The organism is Peribacillus muralis (assembly GCF_001645685.2).
Classification (GTDB): Bacteria; Bacillota; Bacilli; order Bacillales; family DSM-1321; genus Peribacillus; species Peribacillus muralis_A.
This window is the reverse complement of sequence record NZ_CP017080.1, coordinates 3641873-3659408: the sequence shown is the minus strand read 5'-3', so window position 1 is coordinate 3659408 and position 17536 is coordinate 3641873. Positions and strand designations below refer to the sequence as shown.

The following is a 17536-nucleotide window of genomic DNA, read 5'->3' as shown; positions in this document are numbered from 1 at the left end:
CATATTCACACTGCCTTTTCTCTTAAACTCTTTGTATATGTGTAGCTTTGAATGAAGTGGCGTATTTAAGCCCATAGCCCAAAAAACGATCCATGCCGATATGCGCCGTCCAAATTAATCCGATCATCAACAGGTTATCCAGCCTTAAATAAATGGCCGACAGGATCAGAAATATAGGGAGGGTATAGGTATGGAATACGTTATAAACCTTTGCTCCTGCATGTTCATCAAACAGATAGGCCACCATCGAAACATCAGGGGAAAAAAGCAACAAAAGGAACATCCACCAGCTGAAATCGTATAAGGAATACACATAAACCATGGCGAAAAAGATTATGAGCCCTTCGGTATGGAGAAGTTTCTTTACCATATTCAAGCCTCCTGAAGGTTAATTGACCAATGGTCAGTGTTATTTATAAAATATTCTTCGTGATGTTTTTTACGTGGAATTGCGCTAAACCCTTTACATCTTGGAAGGATAGATCGGTATTGATATAAAAGGTGATAAAGCCGTGCAGAGAAAGGAAAATGGACCAAATGGACGCAGGGTCGAGTTTATGATCGGTCAGTTCTGCCATCGACTGGATAAGCTTTTCATAGGTCTTGGTAGAATCGATTTGCAATAAATGCTGAATTTCCTTTTCCTTGGATAGAAACATGATGGAATAATGATTTTGCTGAGTCAAGCCGAATTCGATAAAGCACAATAAGACCTTTTCCAATTTTTGCTGAGGGAGATTGTCGGACAGCAGGATTTCATCGATTAAGAGATTTAAAGCGAAAAAATCCGATTTCACCAAGCCATAAAAGATTTCTGCCTTATTTTTAAAATGATAATAAATGGCTCCGTGACTGCAATTCAATGTTTTCGCCAATTGCCTCATGGAAACGCTCGAATACCCGACGGTGGCAAAAAGGTGTCTAGCTTCCTTCAGAATCATTTCCTTTGATAATTCTTTATCTGCCGATTTCCTTGGTGACATCAGAGCACCTCCTTATTTATTAACCAATGGTCAATTAAAATATAACCCATTTGTTATAAACTGTCAAATGACGGAGCGTTGCAAAGATTTCCATATATATGTAACTAAAGCTTGCCTGCCTCGTCTAACATAGTAAACGTTGAGCCTAGAAAGGAGACCTATGAAATTACAACATGCTGTTATATTTCTGTTCCTGCTTGTTGGTTTATCAATTCCTAACGACGCCGATGCTGAATGGAGTATTGAAGATGATGGATTCGCTTACGATCCATTAAATGCGTCAAAAACATTCACGATAACAGAAAAAGTGAAAGATGTGATGCTGCTGCATGTGTTAAGGGGGACGGAGCGAAAATTCGGCTATATGGATAAACCCTTATTAGTGGATCAGGAAATCGTATTGGAATGGCTGTTTTGGAGAAATGGTGAAGAAATTCCCTTAGGCGAACTAGAGGTAACGGCCACTCATGCTGATGGAATAAGCCATTCAGCTAAAGGGGTATTGATCAATATAAAAACGCCCATCAAAGAATTACCTAAAGCGTATACGCCGCAACCAGTCAGCTTTGATAGCGAATGCATTGATGTTCCTGTATCCATGGCGACCACGGTTTTAACATTTAATGAAACCGGCATTTGGACTTTACAGCTATATGTACATGATCAATTCATGGGAGATATGAACGTGTCGGTAACAGAAAAAAAGGAACCCATAATCGATTCAATCCAATTCCATCATCACCCTTATATGATAAAATGAGGATATTGAAATTGGAGGAAAGAGACTAATATGAAAAAGAAATTAGGAATATTATCTTCAATAATCTTCGTATTGACGGTTTTTTTTTATTCGCTCGCCCATTTTTTAAAAAAACTGACCCTCTAGTAGACATATTTATCGTGCATCCAGGAAATCGAGTACTATCAACTGAATTCATGCTCATTGGGGATGAAGCGGATGATGGTAACCTGGAAGGTATCTAAAAGTGATGGACTCAAATCCATGAGTCCATGTTAAAAAACGATGGACGCCCACAATGTATGCACGCCATTTTCCAGATGGCCCTTTAAGCAAGTGAATGTATATACCCACCCTTCTTTTTGGCCGATCATTTTGCTTAGGATCTCGGGGTCATCGGCTTTCAAACCTGATTCGTTCGTGCTTGGGGCACCCACTTCTTCTAACAGGATGGTAACCATCGTTTCCCCAAGAAAATGTGATTTTCCTTTTTTCCTCGATTTCCGGTACAGTAATCATGACCTCGGCTGCGTATTCATCATATTTTAAGGTAATCGTCTTGTCCCCATCTTTCAGAGTATCATCATTTTTTAAGCTAGCTGGAAACTGCTTGATTTCCAATCATTTTCAAGCTACGATAAAAAAGGAAAATAATGATCCGCTCGGCGGAAGAGGTTCTAGCTACCCTCTCAAAAAAACTAAGGAGAACAGTACTCTTTCTTAGGGTGCTGTTTTTTCTGTAAGAGGAGATTGTAAGACATGTTAAGAATTTTACTGTATTTAGTATCCATCATCACCGCAAATGTGGTGACAGCAGCTTTTATGCCTTTACAATTTGGTATGTTCATCATACCGATGGGAACGTTGCTGATTGGGGGAACGTTCATCTTTCGAGATCTGGTCCAAAATAAATTCGGCCGGGCGAAAACCTATTTTTGCATCATCATCGCACTAATATTATCTGCATGTGTATCATTTTTATTAGGGGATACATTATTGATCGTCTTCGCTTCCGCATTATCGTTCGTGGTCGCAGAAACGGCCGATACGGAAATTTACACCCGACTAAAGCTGCCGATGAGCTGGAGGGTGTTTTACAGCGGAATCGTTGGAGGCTTTTTCGATTCAGTGCTTTTTGTCGTGATTGGCCTAAGCCCACTCGGTGCCAACATCTTGCCATGGGAAGCCGTACCGGCAGCCATCATCGGTCAAATCATCGTAAAAACGATCATTCAGTCGATCGGTGCCCTACTGCTCGGACGAATCCATATCAGGCTGGAGAAGCGCGTAGTCTCCGGTTAAATAGGAGGAGTGAAACGCTTGATGGATGGATCCAAAAAGAAACAAGACAGATGCTATTGCCTGGAAGCCTTCCGTAAAAAGTACGGACCACATGTCCAAGGCGAATGCATGAAACTCTCCTGCGCCAATTATCGCAAGCATAAAGAATTAGAGGCAAAAGGGCCAAATTAGGCCCTTTTTTAAATTCCGGAAATATGAGGTAGCGACATTCATGAGGGAAAGCCCGATTGGCGAGTAAACGACCGGAATTGGCGAGTAAACGACCGGAATTGGCGAGTAAACGACCGGAATTGGCGAGTAAACGACCGAAATTGGCGAGAAAACAGCCGGAATTGGCGAGTAAACGACCGGAATTGGCGAGTAAACAGCTGAAATTGGCGAGAAATAATATTTCCTGCTTTCGGACTCTTTCCGCGGGTATTTCATTAACTTCCTTGTTACCATCCGTTTAAGGGCGGGGCAGAGGGTGTCTTCTCCATTTCATAGCCATAGAGCTGTTTTTTTTTGTAAGAGTGTTGGTTCACGTCTCCGGATTTCATCAGTAAAGTGTCATTCGTTGTACATCGTATCACAAGGTGCATTTTACTTTTCTAAAAAAAATGGTTAAATGACGATTGCTAAATAAATTTAATCATAGTAAAATGTGCTTCGGAACGGATGAGTTATATGTAGTGTGTAAGGTTACTATATCCGATAATGATTTGTTCTATGAGAATACGGATTAGGATAGAAGTTAACCCTACTCAAGGGGTATTAATTGATTTTTTGATAAAAATCATTTAGATTCTATTTATCAACAAGAGCAGAAAGAAGGTCCTAGTTAGATGAAAGTGAAAGCACCTGAGTCATTCACATACAGAGGTGGAAATAGAGCAGTCCTTTTACTTCACGGGTTTACCGGAAGTACGGGAGATATGAAAAAATTGGGTAAATATTTGAATGATCGTGATTATACTTGCCACGGACCTCTATATAGCGGGCATGGTTTGCCTGCGGAGGAGCTGGTTCAAACTAGTCCGAAGCAGTGGTGGGAAGATGTGGAAAATGCGTATCAATACTTGAAGGATGAGGGCTACGAAGAGATTGCCGTTGTAGGTATTTCCCTTGGCGGTGTCTTCTCATTGAAAGTCGGAATCGAATTGCCTGTTACAGGGGTCGTTTCCATGTGTGCACCTACAATTGGGAATGATGTAGACCGTTTAAATAATCGGATGCTCAGTTATGCACAAGCTTATAAGAAATTTGAGGGGAAAGATGCAGAACAAGTTGCCTCTGAAATGAATAAGCTTAAAGAGGAGCCGATGGCATCCTTGCAGGAAGCACTTGATATGATTAATGATACAGCTGATAAACTGGATCTCATCACTTCCCCGACCCTAGTGTTACAGGGAAGTCTTGATGACCCGGATTATAGAAATAGTGCATCCATTATATATAATGAAGTGGATACACAGCATAAATCATTGATATGGTATGAGAAATCGGGCCATATCATTACATTGGGCAAAGAGCGTGAACAGGTGTATGAGGATGTATACCGGTTCTTGAATACACTGCCTTGGTATCATGCTTAAGAGGACAAACCTGTCAAATGAAGCCACCATCATCATGGTGGCTTTTTTGCTTGAGTGGAGGATGTAACTCGAATAGATAAGGTCAGGAGCGGGGTCATCTTTTTCGAAATATTTATATTAATATAACAATTACGAAACGTATTGATATTGAAAATAAAGTGTTTTAAAATAAATCTTTCCTAATAATTCATTAAAAAAATATCCTTGTATAATATCAGTGACGATGGTCTGATAGTTTCTACCTGGCAGCCGTAATGCCGGACTACAAGGAAGTATGATAAATGGAAGAGATGAACGGGTTTAGGCTGGTTGGCTTCATGATCAGCACTTCACCTTGTTTCGATGTAGGCTCTTGCTTTTTCACACTTTCTTCCTGCGGCTGAAAGTGTGAAAAGGTAAGGGCTTTTTTATAATGAATGGGAAATGATAAAACAAAGGGGATGAAAGCATGTATTTCTTATTGAATATACTAGGTGTTTTAGTTGTAATGGGCATCGTTTACCTTTGTTCACCCAATAAAAGGAGAGTTAATTGGAAAGCCATCCTTACCTTGCTGGTTTTTGAATTGCTTATCACGTGGTTCATGTTATCGACTAAAATCGGGGCATGGGTGATTAATCTGATTGCTTCCTTCTTCACTTGGTTAATTGAATGTGCAAATGAAGGGATTTCTTTCGTGTTTCCTTCCATTATGGCAAATGAACAAGTGGATTTCTTTTTTAGTGCTTTAATGCCAATCATTTTCATTATTACGTTTTTTGATGTTTTGTCTTATTTCGGCATCCTTACTTGGATCATTGATAAAGTGGGTTGGCTCATTTCGAAAATTTCCGGTTTGCCAAAGCTTGAGAGTTTCTTTTCCATCCAGATGATGTTCCTTGGGAATACGGAAGCACTTGCCGTTATCCGGACTCAGCTCGGAGCGATAAAGGATCAGCGGTTATTGACCTTTGGAATCATGAGCATGAGCAGCATAAGTGGCTCGATCATTGGTGCCTATTTATCGATGGTCCCGGCAACCTACGTATTTGTGGCAATTCCTTTGAACTGCTTGAACGCCTTGCTGATTGCTAACATGCTGAATCCCGTCGAAGTCAGTAAACAGGAAGATGTCGTATACGTACCCGCCAAAGAGGAACGGAAAGATTTCTTTTCCACCATTTCGAATAGCATGCTGGTCGGCGCCAAGATGGTCTTCGTTATCATGGCGATGGTTATCGGTTATGTGGCGTTAACGGCAGCTTTGAATGGCATTTTCGGCTTCTTCATTGATGGCTTGACGATCCAAAAGATTTTCTCCATAATTTTTAGTCCTTTTGCCTTCCTGCTCGGATTATCTGGAAATGATGCGATGTATGTTGCCCAATTGATGGGGATCAAGCTGGCTACGAATGAGTTCGTCGCCTTGCTCGATTTAAAAGATCAAATCAGCAGCCTGCCACCTCATACAGTCGCTGTTGCGGTCACTTATTTGACGTCATTTGCCAACTTCAGCACAGTCGGGATGATCTATGGAACCTTCAATTCGATCCTTAGTGATGAGAAATCGAATATCATCGGAAGGAACGTTTGGAAACTGTTGGTCAGCGGAATGGCCGTTTCCTTGTTAAGTGCCATGGTCGTAGGCTTATTCGTTTGGTAATGTACGAGTGAAAATGAAAAGGAGTGCACCCATTCCATGAAGGGCGCACTCCTTTTTTTCGTTCATTTCCTCAAATAGTTTTCCGTATAATAAGGCTTCTGCTCTTTATCGAAAGCAACCCCGACACCGAGTGATTGGAAGTCCTTCTGTAATTTGTTTTCCCTATGCCCAATGGAATTCATCAAGCCTTCATGGGCGAAGATGCTGCTGTTCTGCCCGGCAGCCAGATTCTCGCCGGCCATTCGGAACTTGATTTTGTCATCCTCCATCCGGTCGAAAGGAGACTTACCTTCAAGATTGGTATGGTTAAAATATTGATTCACGGCCATATCCTTACTATGGTCCTGGGCAGTGACTTTGACCCGTTTATCCCAGGAGAGCACGGAGAGATCATGATTGACCCGGGCTGCATTGGTCAAATCGAATAATTGGTATTCAAATCCTTGCTTCAGTTCCGTGCTGGCAGCTGCAAAATAACTGCTTTTTTGCTTTTCGAGATCGGCGTCGATAATTTGGATGGATGTGACGGTATCGTTTTCATGTTTGTCATAAAAAATCGTCACATAGCTCTTATCCATTTCAAACATCTCGTATTCGCCATCGCTTTTGATTTGATAATAGACGTTTCCTTTTAACAGTTTGGTAATCGGCTCCCCCAGTTTTTCAGCCACGTCTGCTTTAGGTGTGCCGCGTTTTATCCCTTGCTTCGAGGAAATTAAGTCCTGGTCCGTATATAAACCGACGACTTTATTGTCTGTATCATAAGCAGCCATGAAGAAGTTTTGGTAATTTTCGTGATAGGTGTACCATTCAACTCCATATTCGTTCAACGTATGCCGCTGCGCCCCTCCAGCTAGTTTTTCAACCTTGTCCTTCGAGTCGCCCAACTCAATATTACGGACCGAGAAGGAGGCTTCAGCTGGTGCTTCCAGTGCTGGTTTTTTCACTTTTTCCGTTTCTGGGCGCTCCTTATCGGTAGCGGAGTCCAGTTTTTCGGTTAGCGCCCCCATCAGGTTGGTGACGCCTGTATTCAGCTTTTCCAGGGCGTTCGAAACCTCGGGCCCGTTTATGAGCGAGTGGAAATCGGATGCAAAGGAGCTAACTCCCGCCTTGACCCCAGACTCCTGAATGTCTTTGCCATATCCATGCCAAAAGGCACCGAGCAGGAGGATGAGGACAACTATATTAAATAATCTCTGCAAATAATTCACTCCGCTCTATTTGAAATAGACTTAAAGAATGGGTGGGGCACATAACAGCAATAGGGAGCAGATGATCAATACTCTCGTGGCCGTTTTAGGCAGCTTTTCCTTCCCCTTACCAGCGTACCAGCCGCTGAATTGCAGTTTATTTCGATACCAGACAAACAATAAAAGGAGGATGGCAACTGATCCTATCCAGCCAAATTGCTCCGTGTCCACGCCTATGTTACTGTATATGCCGTTCACCATCACCGAAAAAAACGTTCCGGCAATACCGAATATCAATATGATGCGCATTAATTCCAATAAGACTTTCATACGTCACCTCTTGGTTTCCCTAATTATACTCATTCAATTACAAAAGAAAAAATGAAAAGAATCAGCTCGTTCCTATTTCATCCAAAAAACTTTGAATTTATGTATGTTCATACATATTATACCAAAAAATGGCGGATAATAAAACCTCGGTCCCGTTTCGGGTCGCCAGGGATCATCCCTTACATTACGTGACGATTAATGCAAAAAAGATTAGCCAATTGAGCTAATCTTTTTTTATAGCTAACGCAACAGCTGCATGTCCCATTACTGATTCAAAATGCTTTCCTCGAGAACGGAAGATTTATCTCCGTACACTCTAGTTATATGAGTATCCCCCCATGTACACAGGGCGGTTAGGATCGTTTCCAGACTCTGTCCATATTCACTAAGTTCATATTCCACCTTTGGGGGAACCTGGTTGTAAACGATCCGGTCGATGACCCCGTCCTTTTCCAATTCACGCAATTGTTGCGTCAGCATTTTTTGCGTGATGTTCGGCATCAGGCGCTTCAATTCACTAGTCCGTTTTTTTCCGTGGGTCAGGTGACAAAGGATGACGCATTTCCATTTGCCGCCCAGTACTTCAAGGGTCGCTTCAACCGATATATTGTACTTCTTTTTTTGCATGATGGACATACACTCCTTAACTTATAGGAACTAAAAGGTGCCTATATCACTTTAAAGTACGTACTGTTCTTTATTTCTATTATATCTCATAATAGCATTTGCACACCGAATTCCACTGTACCATTTATAAAAAAATTGCTTTAGGCAATTTTCATGATAGTACAAAAAGACGAAAAGGAGAAGGGAATATGATTTCAAATAAAAATAGAAGTACATGGGCATTGCTGGCTTTGGCAATCAGTGCCTTTGCGATTGGAACGACAGAATTCATCAGCGTGGGTTTATTGCCGCTCATTTCAAGGGATATGCACATTACGGTCACGACGGCCGGTTTGACAGTATCCCTGTATGCTTTGGGCGTGATGTTCGGGGCACCGATCCTTACATCCTTGACGTCGAATATGTCACGCAAAACCTTGCTGCTTTGGATCATGGTCGTGTTCATAGCAGGAAATGCATTAGCGGCATCTGCGACCACGATCAGTGTCTTATTGATTGCACGTGTCATTTCCGCCCTAGCCCACGGCATCTTCATGTCGATTGGTGCGACGATCGCTGCTGATTTGGTGCCTGAAAATCGGCGGGCGAGTGCCATCGCCATCATGTTCACAGGTCTGACGGTGTCAACGGTGACCGGGGTTCCATTCGGGACCTTCATCGGACAGCAATTCGGCTGGAGATTTGCTTTCATCATCATCGTGGCCATCGGCATCATTGCCTTCATCGGGAACAGCGTCCTTGTCCCATCTGATTTAAGGAAGGCTGCACGCACAACATTTTCCGATCAAATCAAATTAATCACAAATGGGCGTTTACTACTTGTCTTCATCATTACAGCATTAGGATATGGCGGTACATTCGTTGTCTTCACATACTTGTCGCCCCTGCTTCAGGAAGTGACGGGGTTTAAAGAAGGAACCGTCGCCTTGATTTTGTTAATATATGGAGTAGCTATTGCGATCGGGAATACTCTTGGCGGAAAATTGGCTAATCGCAATCCCATTAATGCCCTATTCTATATGTTCCTCATACAGGCCATCGTATTGGTGGTCTTGACTTTCACGGCACCGTTCAAGCTGGCCGGTCTGCTTACGATCATTTTAATGGGGCTGTTTGCCTTCATGAATGTCCCCGGGCTTCAAGTCTATGTTGTCATGTTAGCGGAGCGCTTCGTGCCAAGTGCAGTTGATGTGGCATCTGCGATCAACATCGCTGCTTTTAATGCAGGCATCGCTTTGGGCGCCTATTTAGGCGGCGTGATCACGGACTCGATTGGACTCATCCATACAGCGTGGATAGGCGGTGTCATGGTGTTCGCTGCAGTGATTTTAACCGGATGGAGCCGTTCGCTGGAACGGAGGGACCTACAGGAAAGGGAAGAACTAAATAGGATAGGCGAAGTGATGCAAGGTAGTTAAAGCAAGTCATTCCCTGTATGTGTATAGAGTATCCCTTAACATCAAGTATCATTACATCCCTTCAGCGAATGGGGAAGATTCCTTGAAGGGATGTAATGATACAGATACTCTAACGCATTACAGTCTATGAAATATGAAATGAAAAAATGGAGGTAGATCGATAATGGTGAAAAATTTACAAGATACAACAACATTGCATAACGGGGTTGACATGCCTTGGTTCGGTTTGGGCGTATTTAAGGTAGAGGAAGGTCCCGAGCTTGTGAATGCGGTTAAATCAGCGATCAAACATGGATACCGCAGCATTGATACGGCTGCCATTTATCAAAATGAAGAAGGGGTCGGACAAGGAATCCGTGAAGGTCTTAAGGAAGCTGGAATCACACGGGAAGACTTATTCGTTACATCCAAAGTATGGAATGCGGACTTAGGCTATGAGTCGACATTAGCGGCTTACGAAAAAAGCTTAACGAAGCTTGGCTTGGAGTACCTGGACTTATATCTTATTCATTGGCCGGTGGAAGGAAAGTACAAAGAAGCTTGGCGAGCACTGGAAACCCTTTATAAAGAAGGAAAAGTGAAAGCGATTGGTGTGAGCAACTTCCAAATTCACCATTTAGAAGCTGTGATGAAGGAGGCGAACGTGAAGCCGATGGTCAATCAAGTCGAATGTCATCCGCGTCTGACGCAAAAAGAATTGCAAGCATTTTGTAAGGAGCAAGGCATTCAGCTGGAAGCTTGGTCGCCGTTGATGCAGGGGGAATTACTCGATAATGAAACATTACAGGCGATAGCGACAAAGCACGGAAAATCCGTTGCACAGGTCATTTTACGTTGGGATTTGCAAAATGGGATCGTAACGATTCCAAAGTCGACGAAGGAGCATCGCATTGTGGAAAACTCATCTGTCTTCGATTTTGAGTTGACTGACGGAGAAATGACCCAAATAGATGGGTTGAATCAGAATCACCGTGTGGGTCCGGATCCTGATAATTTTGATTTTTAATGATGCATGAGGACGGGAAAACGTCTTTGACTGCAGACAAACATGGCGTTTGTCTGCAGTCTTTTTTGGATTTGATGAAGAGTAAGGACAGTGCGCTCATAATGGGGATTTGGACTATGGACGTTCCATTGCACTGCAGGCGCTCCCTTATCCAGAGGCGGTCCGTGAGCCAGCCTGCGGGGTCTCACGTAGACACGCATTTCCTAAGCCGCAGGCTCATCTTACGTTCCGGTATGCCAGGAACGGCAAAAAGGCCCCAAAACGAAATGGGGCACGGAAATGATCATATTCTTCGTTCACTCTTTAAAGAGCTCGTCTTTAGCATGTACGAACAATTTGAGGACTGTGTCGATATCGCCTTTTTTAAAGGATTTTTCGAGTGTTTCATTAACGGTATCAAGGATTTCCTGAAGCCTTATCTCACCTCGGTCGGTTATGGTTGCACATACACCGCGACGGTCGTTTTCAAATCCAAGTCTTTGGATGACGCCGCAGCTTTTGTTTTCCATCCTGACGGACAGCCTGGACATCGCACTTTGGCTGAGGCCGACCAACTGCTGCAATTCAAGTAGCCGCAGTTTTTTTTCAGGGGTGTTCGATAGAAATAAAAGAACATAAAACTCATTTAGAGTCGTTTGGTGTCTCGCCTGAAGCATTCGATCAAGCTCATTGGAGAGCTCGGCATGAATACGTGTAAACGATAGCCATGTTGTTATCAGGTTTTGTTCACTGGACATTTTATTCGCCTTCCTCTGCTTACTTCTTTTAAATATAACACATATTAAACGAAGTTTACCAAGAAGCTAGCGGTTGCAATCCGCTTGTTGATGAATCGGAATGATTGACACGCCGTTATCCAAATGATATAAATGCATGTGCATGCATTAAAAAATAAAGGAGATATAAAACATGAATGATTTATTTTCATCCTATCGAATAAAAGAGCTGGAACTTAAAAACAGGATCGTCATGCCACCGATGTGCCAATACTCCGTCGATGCTGGAGATGGGATACCAACTAACTGGCATCAGCACCATTATGTAAGCAGGGCAATAGGGGGCACAGGTTTAATCATAGTGGAAATGACAGATGTAGAACCAGATGGTCGGATTACGGATGGTGACCTTGGGTTATGGGCTGACGAGCAAATTGATGCTTTCACGAAAATCGTTGACGAAGTACATCAACACGGAGCGAAAATCGGGATTCAAATTGCCCATGCAGGGCGTAAGGCACAGGATGCGGAAACTCCGGTAGCGCCTTCGGCAATAGCATTCGATGAAACGTTTAAAACACCAAGAGCCTTAGAGACAGAAGAAGTAAGGGAAATGGTCGATAAATTCCGTTCTTCAGTCAGAAGGGCTGTCCAAGCCGGGTTTGATGTCATTGAATTACATGGCGCTCATGGCTACTTGATCCATCAATTCATATCACCGCTAACGAATAAACGTGAAGACGAGTATGGTAAGGATCGGACTAAATTTGGAGTGGAGGTAATTAAAGCCGCAAAAAGCGAAATGCCTGCTGACATGCCGTTGATCATGCGCATCTCGGCAAAAGAATATGTGGAAGGCGGGTATGGCTTGGAAGAAAGCATTGCTTTTTCAAATGTGTTTAAAGAAGCGGGCGTCGATATGTTCCATGTGAGCTCGGGCGGCGAAGGCCCGATTGGAGCAGATGGAAGACCTGGCACGCATGCAAGCTATCAAACGCCATTGGCCAGGGAAATAAAAAAAGCATTGGGTATTCCAGTAATTGCTGTAGGACGATTGGATGATCCGAATCTTGCCAATTCAATCATTGGCAATGAAGAGGCGGATTTGGTGGCTGTAGGGAGAGGGATGCTGCGAAATCCATATTGGGCTTTGGAAGCGTCCAAAACTCTGAATAAAAAGATCGATGTCCCTGTGCAATATGAACGGGGATTCAAGCACTGAGATAGGCTCATTCAATGGAAGAAAAGGTCAGCGACTACTATATTCGCTGGCTTTTTTTATTGCGACTATAGTAGGGATTATTCGGCAGCGAAAAGAACTATGGAGTCCACTTAATGAAATGAAAGCAAGGTTAAATTGATTCGATTGTTGCATGTTTGTCGCTCGATCTTCTTGAAATTGGCAATAAAGCCCCATGAAACATAACGCGACGGGCTTTTGTCGAATGAAAGGAAGTAAGCCTTTTCATATGAAATGAAGCATACTATCCATTATGGTTAAGGGTGGGTATTCTCCTAAACAATGGATATGACCCAGACTTGCTTTGTTTTTTTGGATGAGAACGATTGCAAGGTCTAATGTAATCTAGTCAACTCAAGCGGATGAGAGGGGAGCAATTAACATGTATACAGAGAGATTTATCCATGCTGCTGATACCAGGGAAGCTGTAGGGGGAAAAGCGGCAAATTTAATTAAACTGACGAAGTGGGGCATGCCCGTTCCAGATGGGTTCGTGATCGGCCGTGATTCATTCTTGCACTTTGTGGAAGTGAATGAACTCGACTTACAGAGTGAAAACATTCAAAACGAAATAACGCAAGCGAGCATTCCCGAAGAGGTACTGACTGAGCTGACCAGCGCCTTTTTGGAGCTGCGTGAAAAATATACGGCCTTGGCGGTCCGCTCTTCGTCTGGTGCCGAAGACTTGGAGCAGGCATCCTTTGCCGGCCAATATGAAACCTATTTGAATGTCAGGACGGTAGAAGAATTCCTTTCAAGGGTGAAGGGGTGTTGGGCTTCTTGCTTCGAGAACCGCGTTCAGCAATATACCGAAACGATCGAGGAACAGGTGGATACATTGAATATGGGCGTTGTGGTCCAAGGCTTGATTCATTCAGACGTTTCAGGAGTGATTTTCAGTCAGGATCCCGTTACCTCCAATACGGATCATATATTGATCAATGCGAGTTATGGACTTGGGGAGGCTGTCGTATCGGGGATCGTTACACCGGATACCTTCGTGGTCAAACGTGATGGCAGGAAAATTGAGAAAATCATCGGCAGTAAAGAGCTGAAAATCATAGCTGGCGCAACAGGCACCGAGGAAATGGAAACGACTAAATTGGAACGGGATGCGTACTGCCTGAATGATGCGATGATTTCACAATTGGTTGAATTGACCCTTAAGGTGGAACGGCATTATCAGCATCCGGTCGATTTGGAATTTGGCATTCAAGATCAACAAGTATATCTCTTGCAAGCCCGGCCGATCACGACTGTGACAAAAGCTGCACAATCCATTCCCGAAGCAAGGAAAGGATTTATCTTGGAACGGAAAGATGAAGATGAATTCTGGTTCTTGATGGATTCAAGATTTCCCGATCCCATCTCCCCATTATTCGCCTCCATCGTCACACAGCCATTTTATCAAGGGATGGCAAAAGCTTCAGGGGAGCTGAAAGAACCGATGGGATTTACGCAAATGAAAGTCCATAATGGTTATTATTATGGAAAGCAGATCCAATTCGAAATGGACCCGGAGCAGTTATTCATGGAAAACGAAAAGCTTATGGAGGATTTGTATCCCGAGCTGACCAATGGGATGTATGATATCGTCTATGATCATTTAATGCCCATTTATCGTCATCTTGACGAGGAAACATCAAAGCCATTCACGCCAGCAAAAGCAAAAAGAGGCTTGGAGGAGCTGGCAGTGTTTTTCGAAGAGGTTTATTACTGGCATTTCATCATCGTCCTGCCTCACGCCAGTTTGAATATTAAGCTTGAGAAGTTATTTCAAAGGCTGCTTGGAAGTGAACCAGCCCATGATCTCTATCAATCCTTGACGGGAATCATGAATAAGTCTCTGGAATCCGATCGTCTCTTATGGCAATTATCGATGAAGGTGAGAAAAGAACCACAACTGCTGCATGCCATCATGAACTCGGATGAAGGAAACGTATCCAAAGCCTTGAGCACATTTGGGAAGGGAAAGGATTTTCTCGACCGCGTTGGAAAATTCGTCAAGGAGTACGGATACAGATGTCTTAAGGCGCATGATTTCATGGGAGAGACTTGGATCGAAAATCATGAGCATGTACTTGAAATCATCAAGAATCTCATCGAGAATGGGCATGATTTTGATAAGGAATTTGAATCGGCAGTGACGGCGAGGATCCGGATTCATCAAAATTTCTTAACGGCCATCGAGGATCCAATTGAGCGAGAAGTCTTTGAAAAATGTTATCAAATGACTTTGGATGCGGCTGTTATCACCGACGATCATCATTTTTATATTGATGCGATGTTCGATGCCAAGGCACGCCTATACCTTTTGCAGGTAGGGGAGCTCTTGATTCAACTCGGTGTTCTCGATGATGCAGAGGATATTTGGTTTTTATATAAAGATGAAATCATTTCAATTTTGGATGCACCGGGCTCACTCATGGACACGGTTAAGGAACGGAAGCGGCAATATGATCTACAGGGGAAAATCAAAACACCAGCCTTCTTTGGCAAACCTACGGAAGAAGAACAGTCTTTTGTGGAAATGGTGTTTGGTTCATTGGAAGAAAACAAGGAAAATACGGCGAATACGATTAAAGGTATTTCCGCTTCAGCGGGAGTATGTGAAGGCAAGGTCAAGGTTATTTCCGGCATGCATGAGGCATCGACGTTCAAAAAAGGAGATATATTGGTTTGCAAGAGCACGACACCCGTCTGGACATCCTTTTTCCAAGATGCCAGAGCGATCATTGCCGATACAGGCGGGATGCTGTCCCATTCTGCAATCATTGCCAGGGAGTATCGAATTCCCGCTGTATTGGGGACAAAAATAGGAACGGAACGATTAAAGGATGGAGATCACGTTATTGTCGATGGGAATACGGGAACAGTAACGATTATCGAAGCATGATTGCATTGGCTCTGAACGGTTTTCAATTGATTATTTTTTTCGTTTTAGGATTGAGGTGTAAGGATGAGTAGACAGAAAGAATTCCTGATGATCGTTTTTATATTGATGGCAGCGTTCCTGGTACCGGTCAACTCAACGATGATTTCGATAGCACTAGGTTCAATATCGGACTATTACGGTTTGGATATACACAGTGTGACGTGGGTAGTCACAATTTATCTCATCGTAATGGCCGTAACCCAGCCGATCGCAGGGAAGCTTGGGGATATTTACGGCAACCGGAGAATCTATCTCATAGGCATATTACTATTTATGGCTGCCTCGATTGGTTGTGGACTTTCCATGAATATTGGCATGCTAGTCGCTTTTCGGTCACTCCAAGCCATAGGAGGCGGATTGCTGATCCCGAATGTCGTTGCCCTTATCCGTCAGGCCGTTTCACTTGATCGGCTGCCAGGGGTGTTGGGTTTTTTTGGATTAGGCATGGGGCTGGGAGCGGCTGTTGGTCCATTGATCGGCTCATTATTAATTGCCATAGCTAGTTGGAAAGCGATATTTTGGGTCAACGTCCCTTTTTTATTAGGTGCGCTTGCTGGAGGAATGTTTCTTATTCCTAAGCTTGAGAAAAAGCGTTCCAGCCAGCCCCTGGATGTGGTTGGTGCCTTTTACTTGGCCGTTGCGATCACTTTATTGATTGCCTTGACACATGCAACATCTCCGTCGGCCTGCGTCGCACTTGGATTGGGGACGCTTTTATTCACCGGATTGTTCATAAGGAAGGAGCGGTCCGTTGCCTCGCCGGTTATAGATTTCTCCTTATTCAAGAGTCCTATATTCGTGAATGCCAATCTATCTGTAATGATCAATAATTTTACGATGTATGCCATCTTGTTGGTCATGCCGTTGATCATGACCACAAAAATGGATATATCCACTTCCATGAGCGGTGTCATGCTATCCTTGTTCTCCATTTCCATGGCTATTGGCAATATGATGGGCGGACAGCTTAATGGGAAATATACATCGCAGAAGGTCATTTTCCTTTCCTTCACCTTCACCTTGTTTACGAACCTATTATTCTTATTCGTCACCCAAGTCCAGTCGCTTCTTTATGTAGCCATCACACTTATTGTGAACGGATTGGCGATCGGTTTGGGACTTACAAGCATGCAGGTCGCCTCCTTGGAAGCGGTCGATGAATCGGCTTCGGGCTCGGCATCTGGAATCTTTTCGACATTTCGCTATTTTGGCAGCATCATTTCATCGACTTTGATCGGGATCATCACCAATTATTCGGTCCTTTTTGCCATTCTTATGGCGGCAGCCTTGGCTGGAGCGCTGTTATCGAGAATGACAAGGAATAGTGTGTCGACACCATGACCTGTAAGCAGTGAGAGGGGCTTCTTTCTTGAAAGATTGAATGGCTTCCTTAAAAGTAAGGCCCATAAAGTGATGTTCAAGAGGATATTTTGTTATAATGAGTGAGATAAATCAAACGATAACTCGAGGTGCTAATTATGGAAGAAATCAAAATCGTTACAACCGAAGAAGTGGAAGCCAAGCTAGAGGCGGGCGAAGCGCTGGAGCTTGTCGATGTTCGTGAGGACGAAGAAGTGCTTGAAGGGATGATCGAAGGTGCAAAGCACATCCGCATGAACGATATCCCGGCGAACCTTGATTACTTCGATAAAGAAAAGGAATATATTTTTATTTGCCGATCAGGACGCCGCAGTGAAAATGTCTGCCATTATCTGCAGGAACAAGGCTATAAAGTGGCAAATATGGTTGGCGGAATGCTGGAATGGGACGGCGAAGTCATCGTTAAGTGAACATGACCTGAAGAAAGTGGGGCCTGCGAATATTCGCAGGCTCT

Annotated in this window: 18 protein-coding genes and 2 riboswitches; of the genes, 11 read left to right on the top strand and 7 right to left on the bottom strand. The window is 43.4% G+C overall.

All coding sequences use genetic code 11. The annotated features are described in order from the left end of the window. Positions 1-22 precede the first annotated feature (22 nt). Together ABE28_RS17795 and ABE28_RS17790 are read right to left on the bottom strand one after the other, a co-directional pair. Complete coding sequence (locus ABE28_RS17795) at positions 23-370, bottom strand: DUF4260 domain-containing protein (protein WP_064466115.1); 348 nt, start codon at positions 368-370, stop codon at positions 23-25. A 43-nt stretch (positions 371-413) separates the two neighbouring features. Continuing rightward, the gene (locus ABE28_RS17790; RefSeq protein ID WP_064466114.1) at positions 414-983 is read right to left on the bottom strand and encodes a TetR/AcrR family transcriptional regulator; all 570 of its coding nucleotides are present in this window, start codon (positions 981-983) and stop codon (positions 414-416) included. Positions 984-1143: 160 nt separating this feature from the next. Here ABE28_RS17790 and ABE28_RS17785 point away from each other — a divergent pair, with 160 nt between their 5' ends. Continuing rightward, positions 1144-1743 (top strand): hypothetical protein, encoded by a 600-nt coding sequence (locus ABE28_RS17785; protein WP_064466113.1) that lies wholly within the window; start codon positions 1144-1146, stop codon positions 1741-1743. A 254-nt stretch (positions 1744-1997) separates the two neighbouring features. Here ABE28_RS17785 and ABE28_RS17780 read toward each other — a convergent pair whose 3' ends face one another. Then, entirely contained in the window at positions 1998-2183 is a 186-nt protein-coding gene (locus ABE28_RS17780; RefSeq protein ID WP_064466112.1) for an SRPBCC family protein, read from the bottom strand. Between the two features lie 204 nt (positions 2184-2387). After that, positions 2388-2430, top strand: a riboswitch (PreQ1 riboswitch). Between the two features lie 51 nt (positions 2431-2481). Here ABE28_RS17780 and ABE28_RS17775 point away from each other — a divergent pair. The 4 genes from ABE28_RS17775 (at position 2482) to ABE28_RS17765 (ending at position 6240) form a co-directional block, all read left to right on the top strand. After that, positions 2482-3024 (top strand): VUT family protein, encoded by a 543-nt coding sequence (locus ABE28_RS17775; protein WP_064466111.1) that lies wholly within the window; start codon positions 2482-2484, stop codon positions 3022-3024. 227 nt (positions 3025-3251) lie between these two features. After that, on the top strand, positions 3252-3476 hold the full coding sequence (locus tag ABE28_RS25170) for a hypothetical protein (protein ID WP_156775815.1): 225 nt from the start codon (positions 3252-3254) through the stop codon (positions 3474-3476). Positions 3477-3848: 372 nt separating this feature from the next. Beyond that, positions 3849-4598 carry an alpha/beta hydrolase gene (locus tag ABE28_RS17770; RefSeq protein WP_064466110.1) on the top strand — a complete coding sequence of 250 codons (750 nt, stop codon included), beginning with the start codon at positions 3849-3851 and terminating at the stop codon, positions 4596-4598. 184 nt (positions 4599-4782) lie between these two features. Next, positions 4783-4883, top strand: a riboswitch (purine riboswitch). 163 nt (positions 4884-5046) lie between these two features. After that, entirely contained in the window at positions 5047-6240 is a 1194-nt protein-coding gene (locus ABE28_RS17765) for a nucleoside transporter C-terminal domain-containing protein (protein WP_064466109.1), read from the top strand. Positions 6241-6302: 62 nt separating this feature from the next. Here ABE28_RS17765 and ABE28_RS17760 read toward each other — a convergent pair whose 3' ends face one another. The 3 genes from ABE28_RS17760 to ABE28_RS17750 form a co-directional block, all read right to left on the bottom strand. After that, positions 6303-7451, bottom strand: coding sequence for a CAP domain-containing protein (locus ABE28_RS17760; RefSeq protein WP_306807301.1), 1149 nt, complete (start codon positions 7449-7451; stop codon positions 6303-6305). A gap of 21 nt (positions 7452-7472) precedes the next feature. Beyond that, the gene (locus tag ABE28_RS17755; protein WP_064466107.1) at positions 7473-7760 is read right to left on the bottom strand and encodes a hypothetical protein; all 288 of its coding nucleotides are present in this window, start codon (positions 7758-7760) and stop codon (positions 7473-7475) included. A gap of 264 nt (positions 7761-8024) precedes the next feature. Beyond that, complete coding sequence (locus ABE28_RS17750) at positions 8025-8387, bottom strand: winged helix-turn-helix transcriptional regulator (RefSeq protein ID WP_064466106.1); 363 nt, start codon at positions 8385-8387, stop codon at positions 8025-8027. A gap of 188 nt (positions 8388-8575) precedes the next feature. On the opposite strand from ABE28_RS17750, the gene ABE28_RS17745 reads away from it, so the two are divergent. Further along, positions 8576-9805, top strand: a complete 1230-nt coding sequence (locus tag ABE28_RS17745; RefSeq protein ID WP_064466105.1) for an MFS transporter — start codon at positions 8576-8578, stop codon at positions 9803-9805. 163 nt (positions 9806-9968) lie between these two features. After that, a complete protein-coding gene (locus ABE28_RS17740; RefSeq protein WP_064466104.1) occupies positions 9969-10811 on the top strand; it encodes an aldo/keto reductase in 843 nt (280 codons plus the stop codon). A 296-nt stretch (positions 10812-11107) separates the two neighbouring features. Here the strand turns inward: ABE28_RS17740 and ABE28_RS17735 are convergent, their stop codons facing one another. Then, positions 11108-11548 carry a MarR family winged helix-turn-helix transcriptional regulator gene (locus tag ABE28_RS17735; protein ID WP_064466103.1) on the bottom strand — a complete coding sequence of 147 codons (441 nt, stop codon included), beginning with the start codon at positions 11546-11548 and terminating at the stop codon, positions 11108-11110. Between the two features lie 172 nt (positions 11549-11720). On the opposite strand from ABE28_RS17735, the gene ABE28_RS17730 reads away from it, so the two are divergent. The 4 genes from ABE28_RS17730 to ABE28_RS17715 all read left to right on the top strand — a co-directional run bounded on the left by ABE28_RS17730 (position 11721) and on the right by ABE28_RS17715 (position 17492). Further along, entirely contained in the window at positions 11721-12749 is a 1029-nt protein-coding gene (locus tag ABE28_RS17730; protein ID WP_064466102.1) for an NADH:flavin oxidoreductase/NADH oxidase, read from the top strand. Positions 12750-13149: 400 nt separating this feature from the next. After that, the gene (locus tag ABE28_RS17725) at positions 13150-15663 is read left to right on the top strand and encodes a PEP/pyruvate-binding domain-containing protein (RefSeq protein ID WP_064466101.1); all 2514 of its coding nucleotides are present in this window, start codon (positions 13150-13152) and stop codon (positions 15661-15663) included. A 63-nt stretch (positions 15664-15726) separates the two neighbouring features. Next, positions 15727-17043, top strand: coding sequence for an MFS transporter (locus tag ABE28_RS17720; protein ID WP_064466100.1), 1317 nt, complete (start codon positions 15727-15729; stop codon positions 17041-17043). A gap of 137 nt (positions 17044-17180) precedes the next feature. Beyond that, entirely contained in the window at positions 17181-17492 is a 312-nt protein-coding gene (locus ABE28_RS17715) for a rhodanese-like domain-containing protein (protein WP_064466099.1), read from the top strand. The last annotated feature ends 44 nt before the right edge of the window (positions 17493-17536 follow it).

Excerpts from the sequence above, each read along its gene's own strand:
- ABE28_RS17795 (WP_064466115.1), bottom strand. The coding sequence starts at position 370 with ATGGTAAAGAAACTTCTCCATACCGAAGGGCTCATAATCTTTTTCGCC.
- ABE28_RS17790 (WP_064466114.1), bottom strand. The coding sequence starts at position 983 with ATGTCACCAAGGAAATCGGCAGATAAAGAATTATCAAAGGAAATGATT.
- ABE28_RS17785 (WP_064466113.1), top strand. The coding sequence starts at position 1,144 with ATGAAATTACAACATGCTGTTATATTTCTGTTCCTGCTTGTTGGTTTA.
- ABE28_RS17780 (WP_064466112.1), bottom strand. The coding sequence starts at position 2,183 with ATGGTTACCATCCTGTTAGAAGAAGTGGGTGCCCCAAGCACGAACGAA.
- ABE28_RS17775 (WP_064466111.1), top strand. The coding sequence starts at position 2,482 with ATGTTAAGAATTTTACTGTATTTAGTATCCATCATCACCGCAAATGTG.
- ABE28_RS17770 (WP_064466110.1), top strand. The coding sequence starts at position 3,849 with ATGAAAGTGAAAGCACCTGAGTCATTCACATACAGAGGTGGAAATAGA.
- ABE28_RS17765 (WP_064466109.1), top strand. The coding sequence starts at position 5,047 with ATGTATTTCTTATTGAATATACTAGGTGTTTTAGTTGTAATGGGCATC.
- ABE28_RS17755 (WP_064466107.1), bottom strand. The coding sequence starts at position 7,760 with ATGAAAGTCTTATTGGAATTAATGCGCATCATATTGATATTCGGTATT.
- ABE28_RS17750 (WP_064466106.1), bottom strand. The coding sequence starts at position 8,387 with ATGCAAAAAAAGAAGTACAATATATCGGTTGAAGCGACCCTTGAAGTA.
- ABE28_RS17745 (WP_064466105.1), top strand. The coding sequence starts at position 8,576 with ATGATTTCAAATAAAAATAGAAGTACATGGGCATTGCTGGCTTTGGCA.
- ABE28_RS17740 (WP_064466104.1), top strand. The coding sequence starts at position 9,969 with ATGGTGAAAAATTTACAAGATACAACAACATTGCATAACGGGGTTGAC.
- ABE28_RS17735 (WP_064466103.1), bottom strand. The coding sequence starts at position 11,548 with ATGTCCAGTGAACAAAACCTGATAACAACATGGCTATCGTTTACACGT.
- ABE28_RS17730 (WP_064466102.1), top strand. The coding sequence starts at position 11,721 with ATGAATGATTTATTTTCATCCTATCGAATAAAAGAGCTGGAACTTAAA.
- ABE28_RS17725 (WP_064466101.1), top strand. The coding sequence starts at position 13,150 with ATGTATACAGAGAGATTTATCCATGCTGCTGATACCAGGGAAGCTGTA.
- ABE28_RS17720 (WP_064466100.1), top strand. The coding sequence starts at position 15,727 with ATGAGTAGACAGAAAGAATTCCTGATGATCGTTTTTATATTGATGGCA.
- ABE28_RS17715 (WP_064466099.1), top strand. The coding sequence starts at position 17,181 with ATGGAAGAAATCAAAATCGTTACAACCGAAGAAGTGGAAGCCAAGCTA.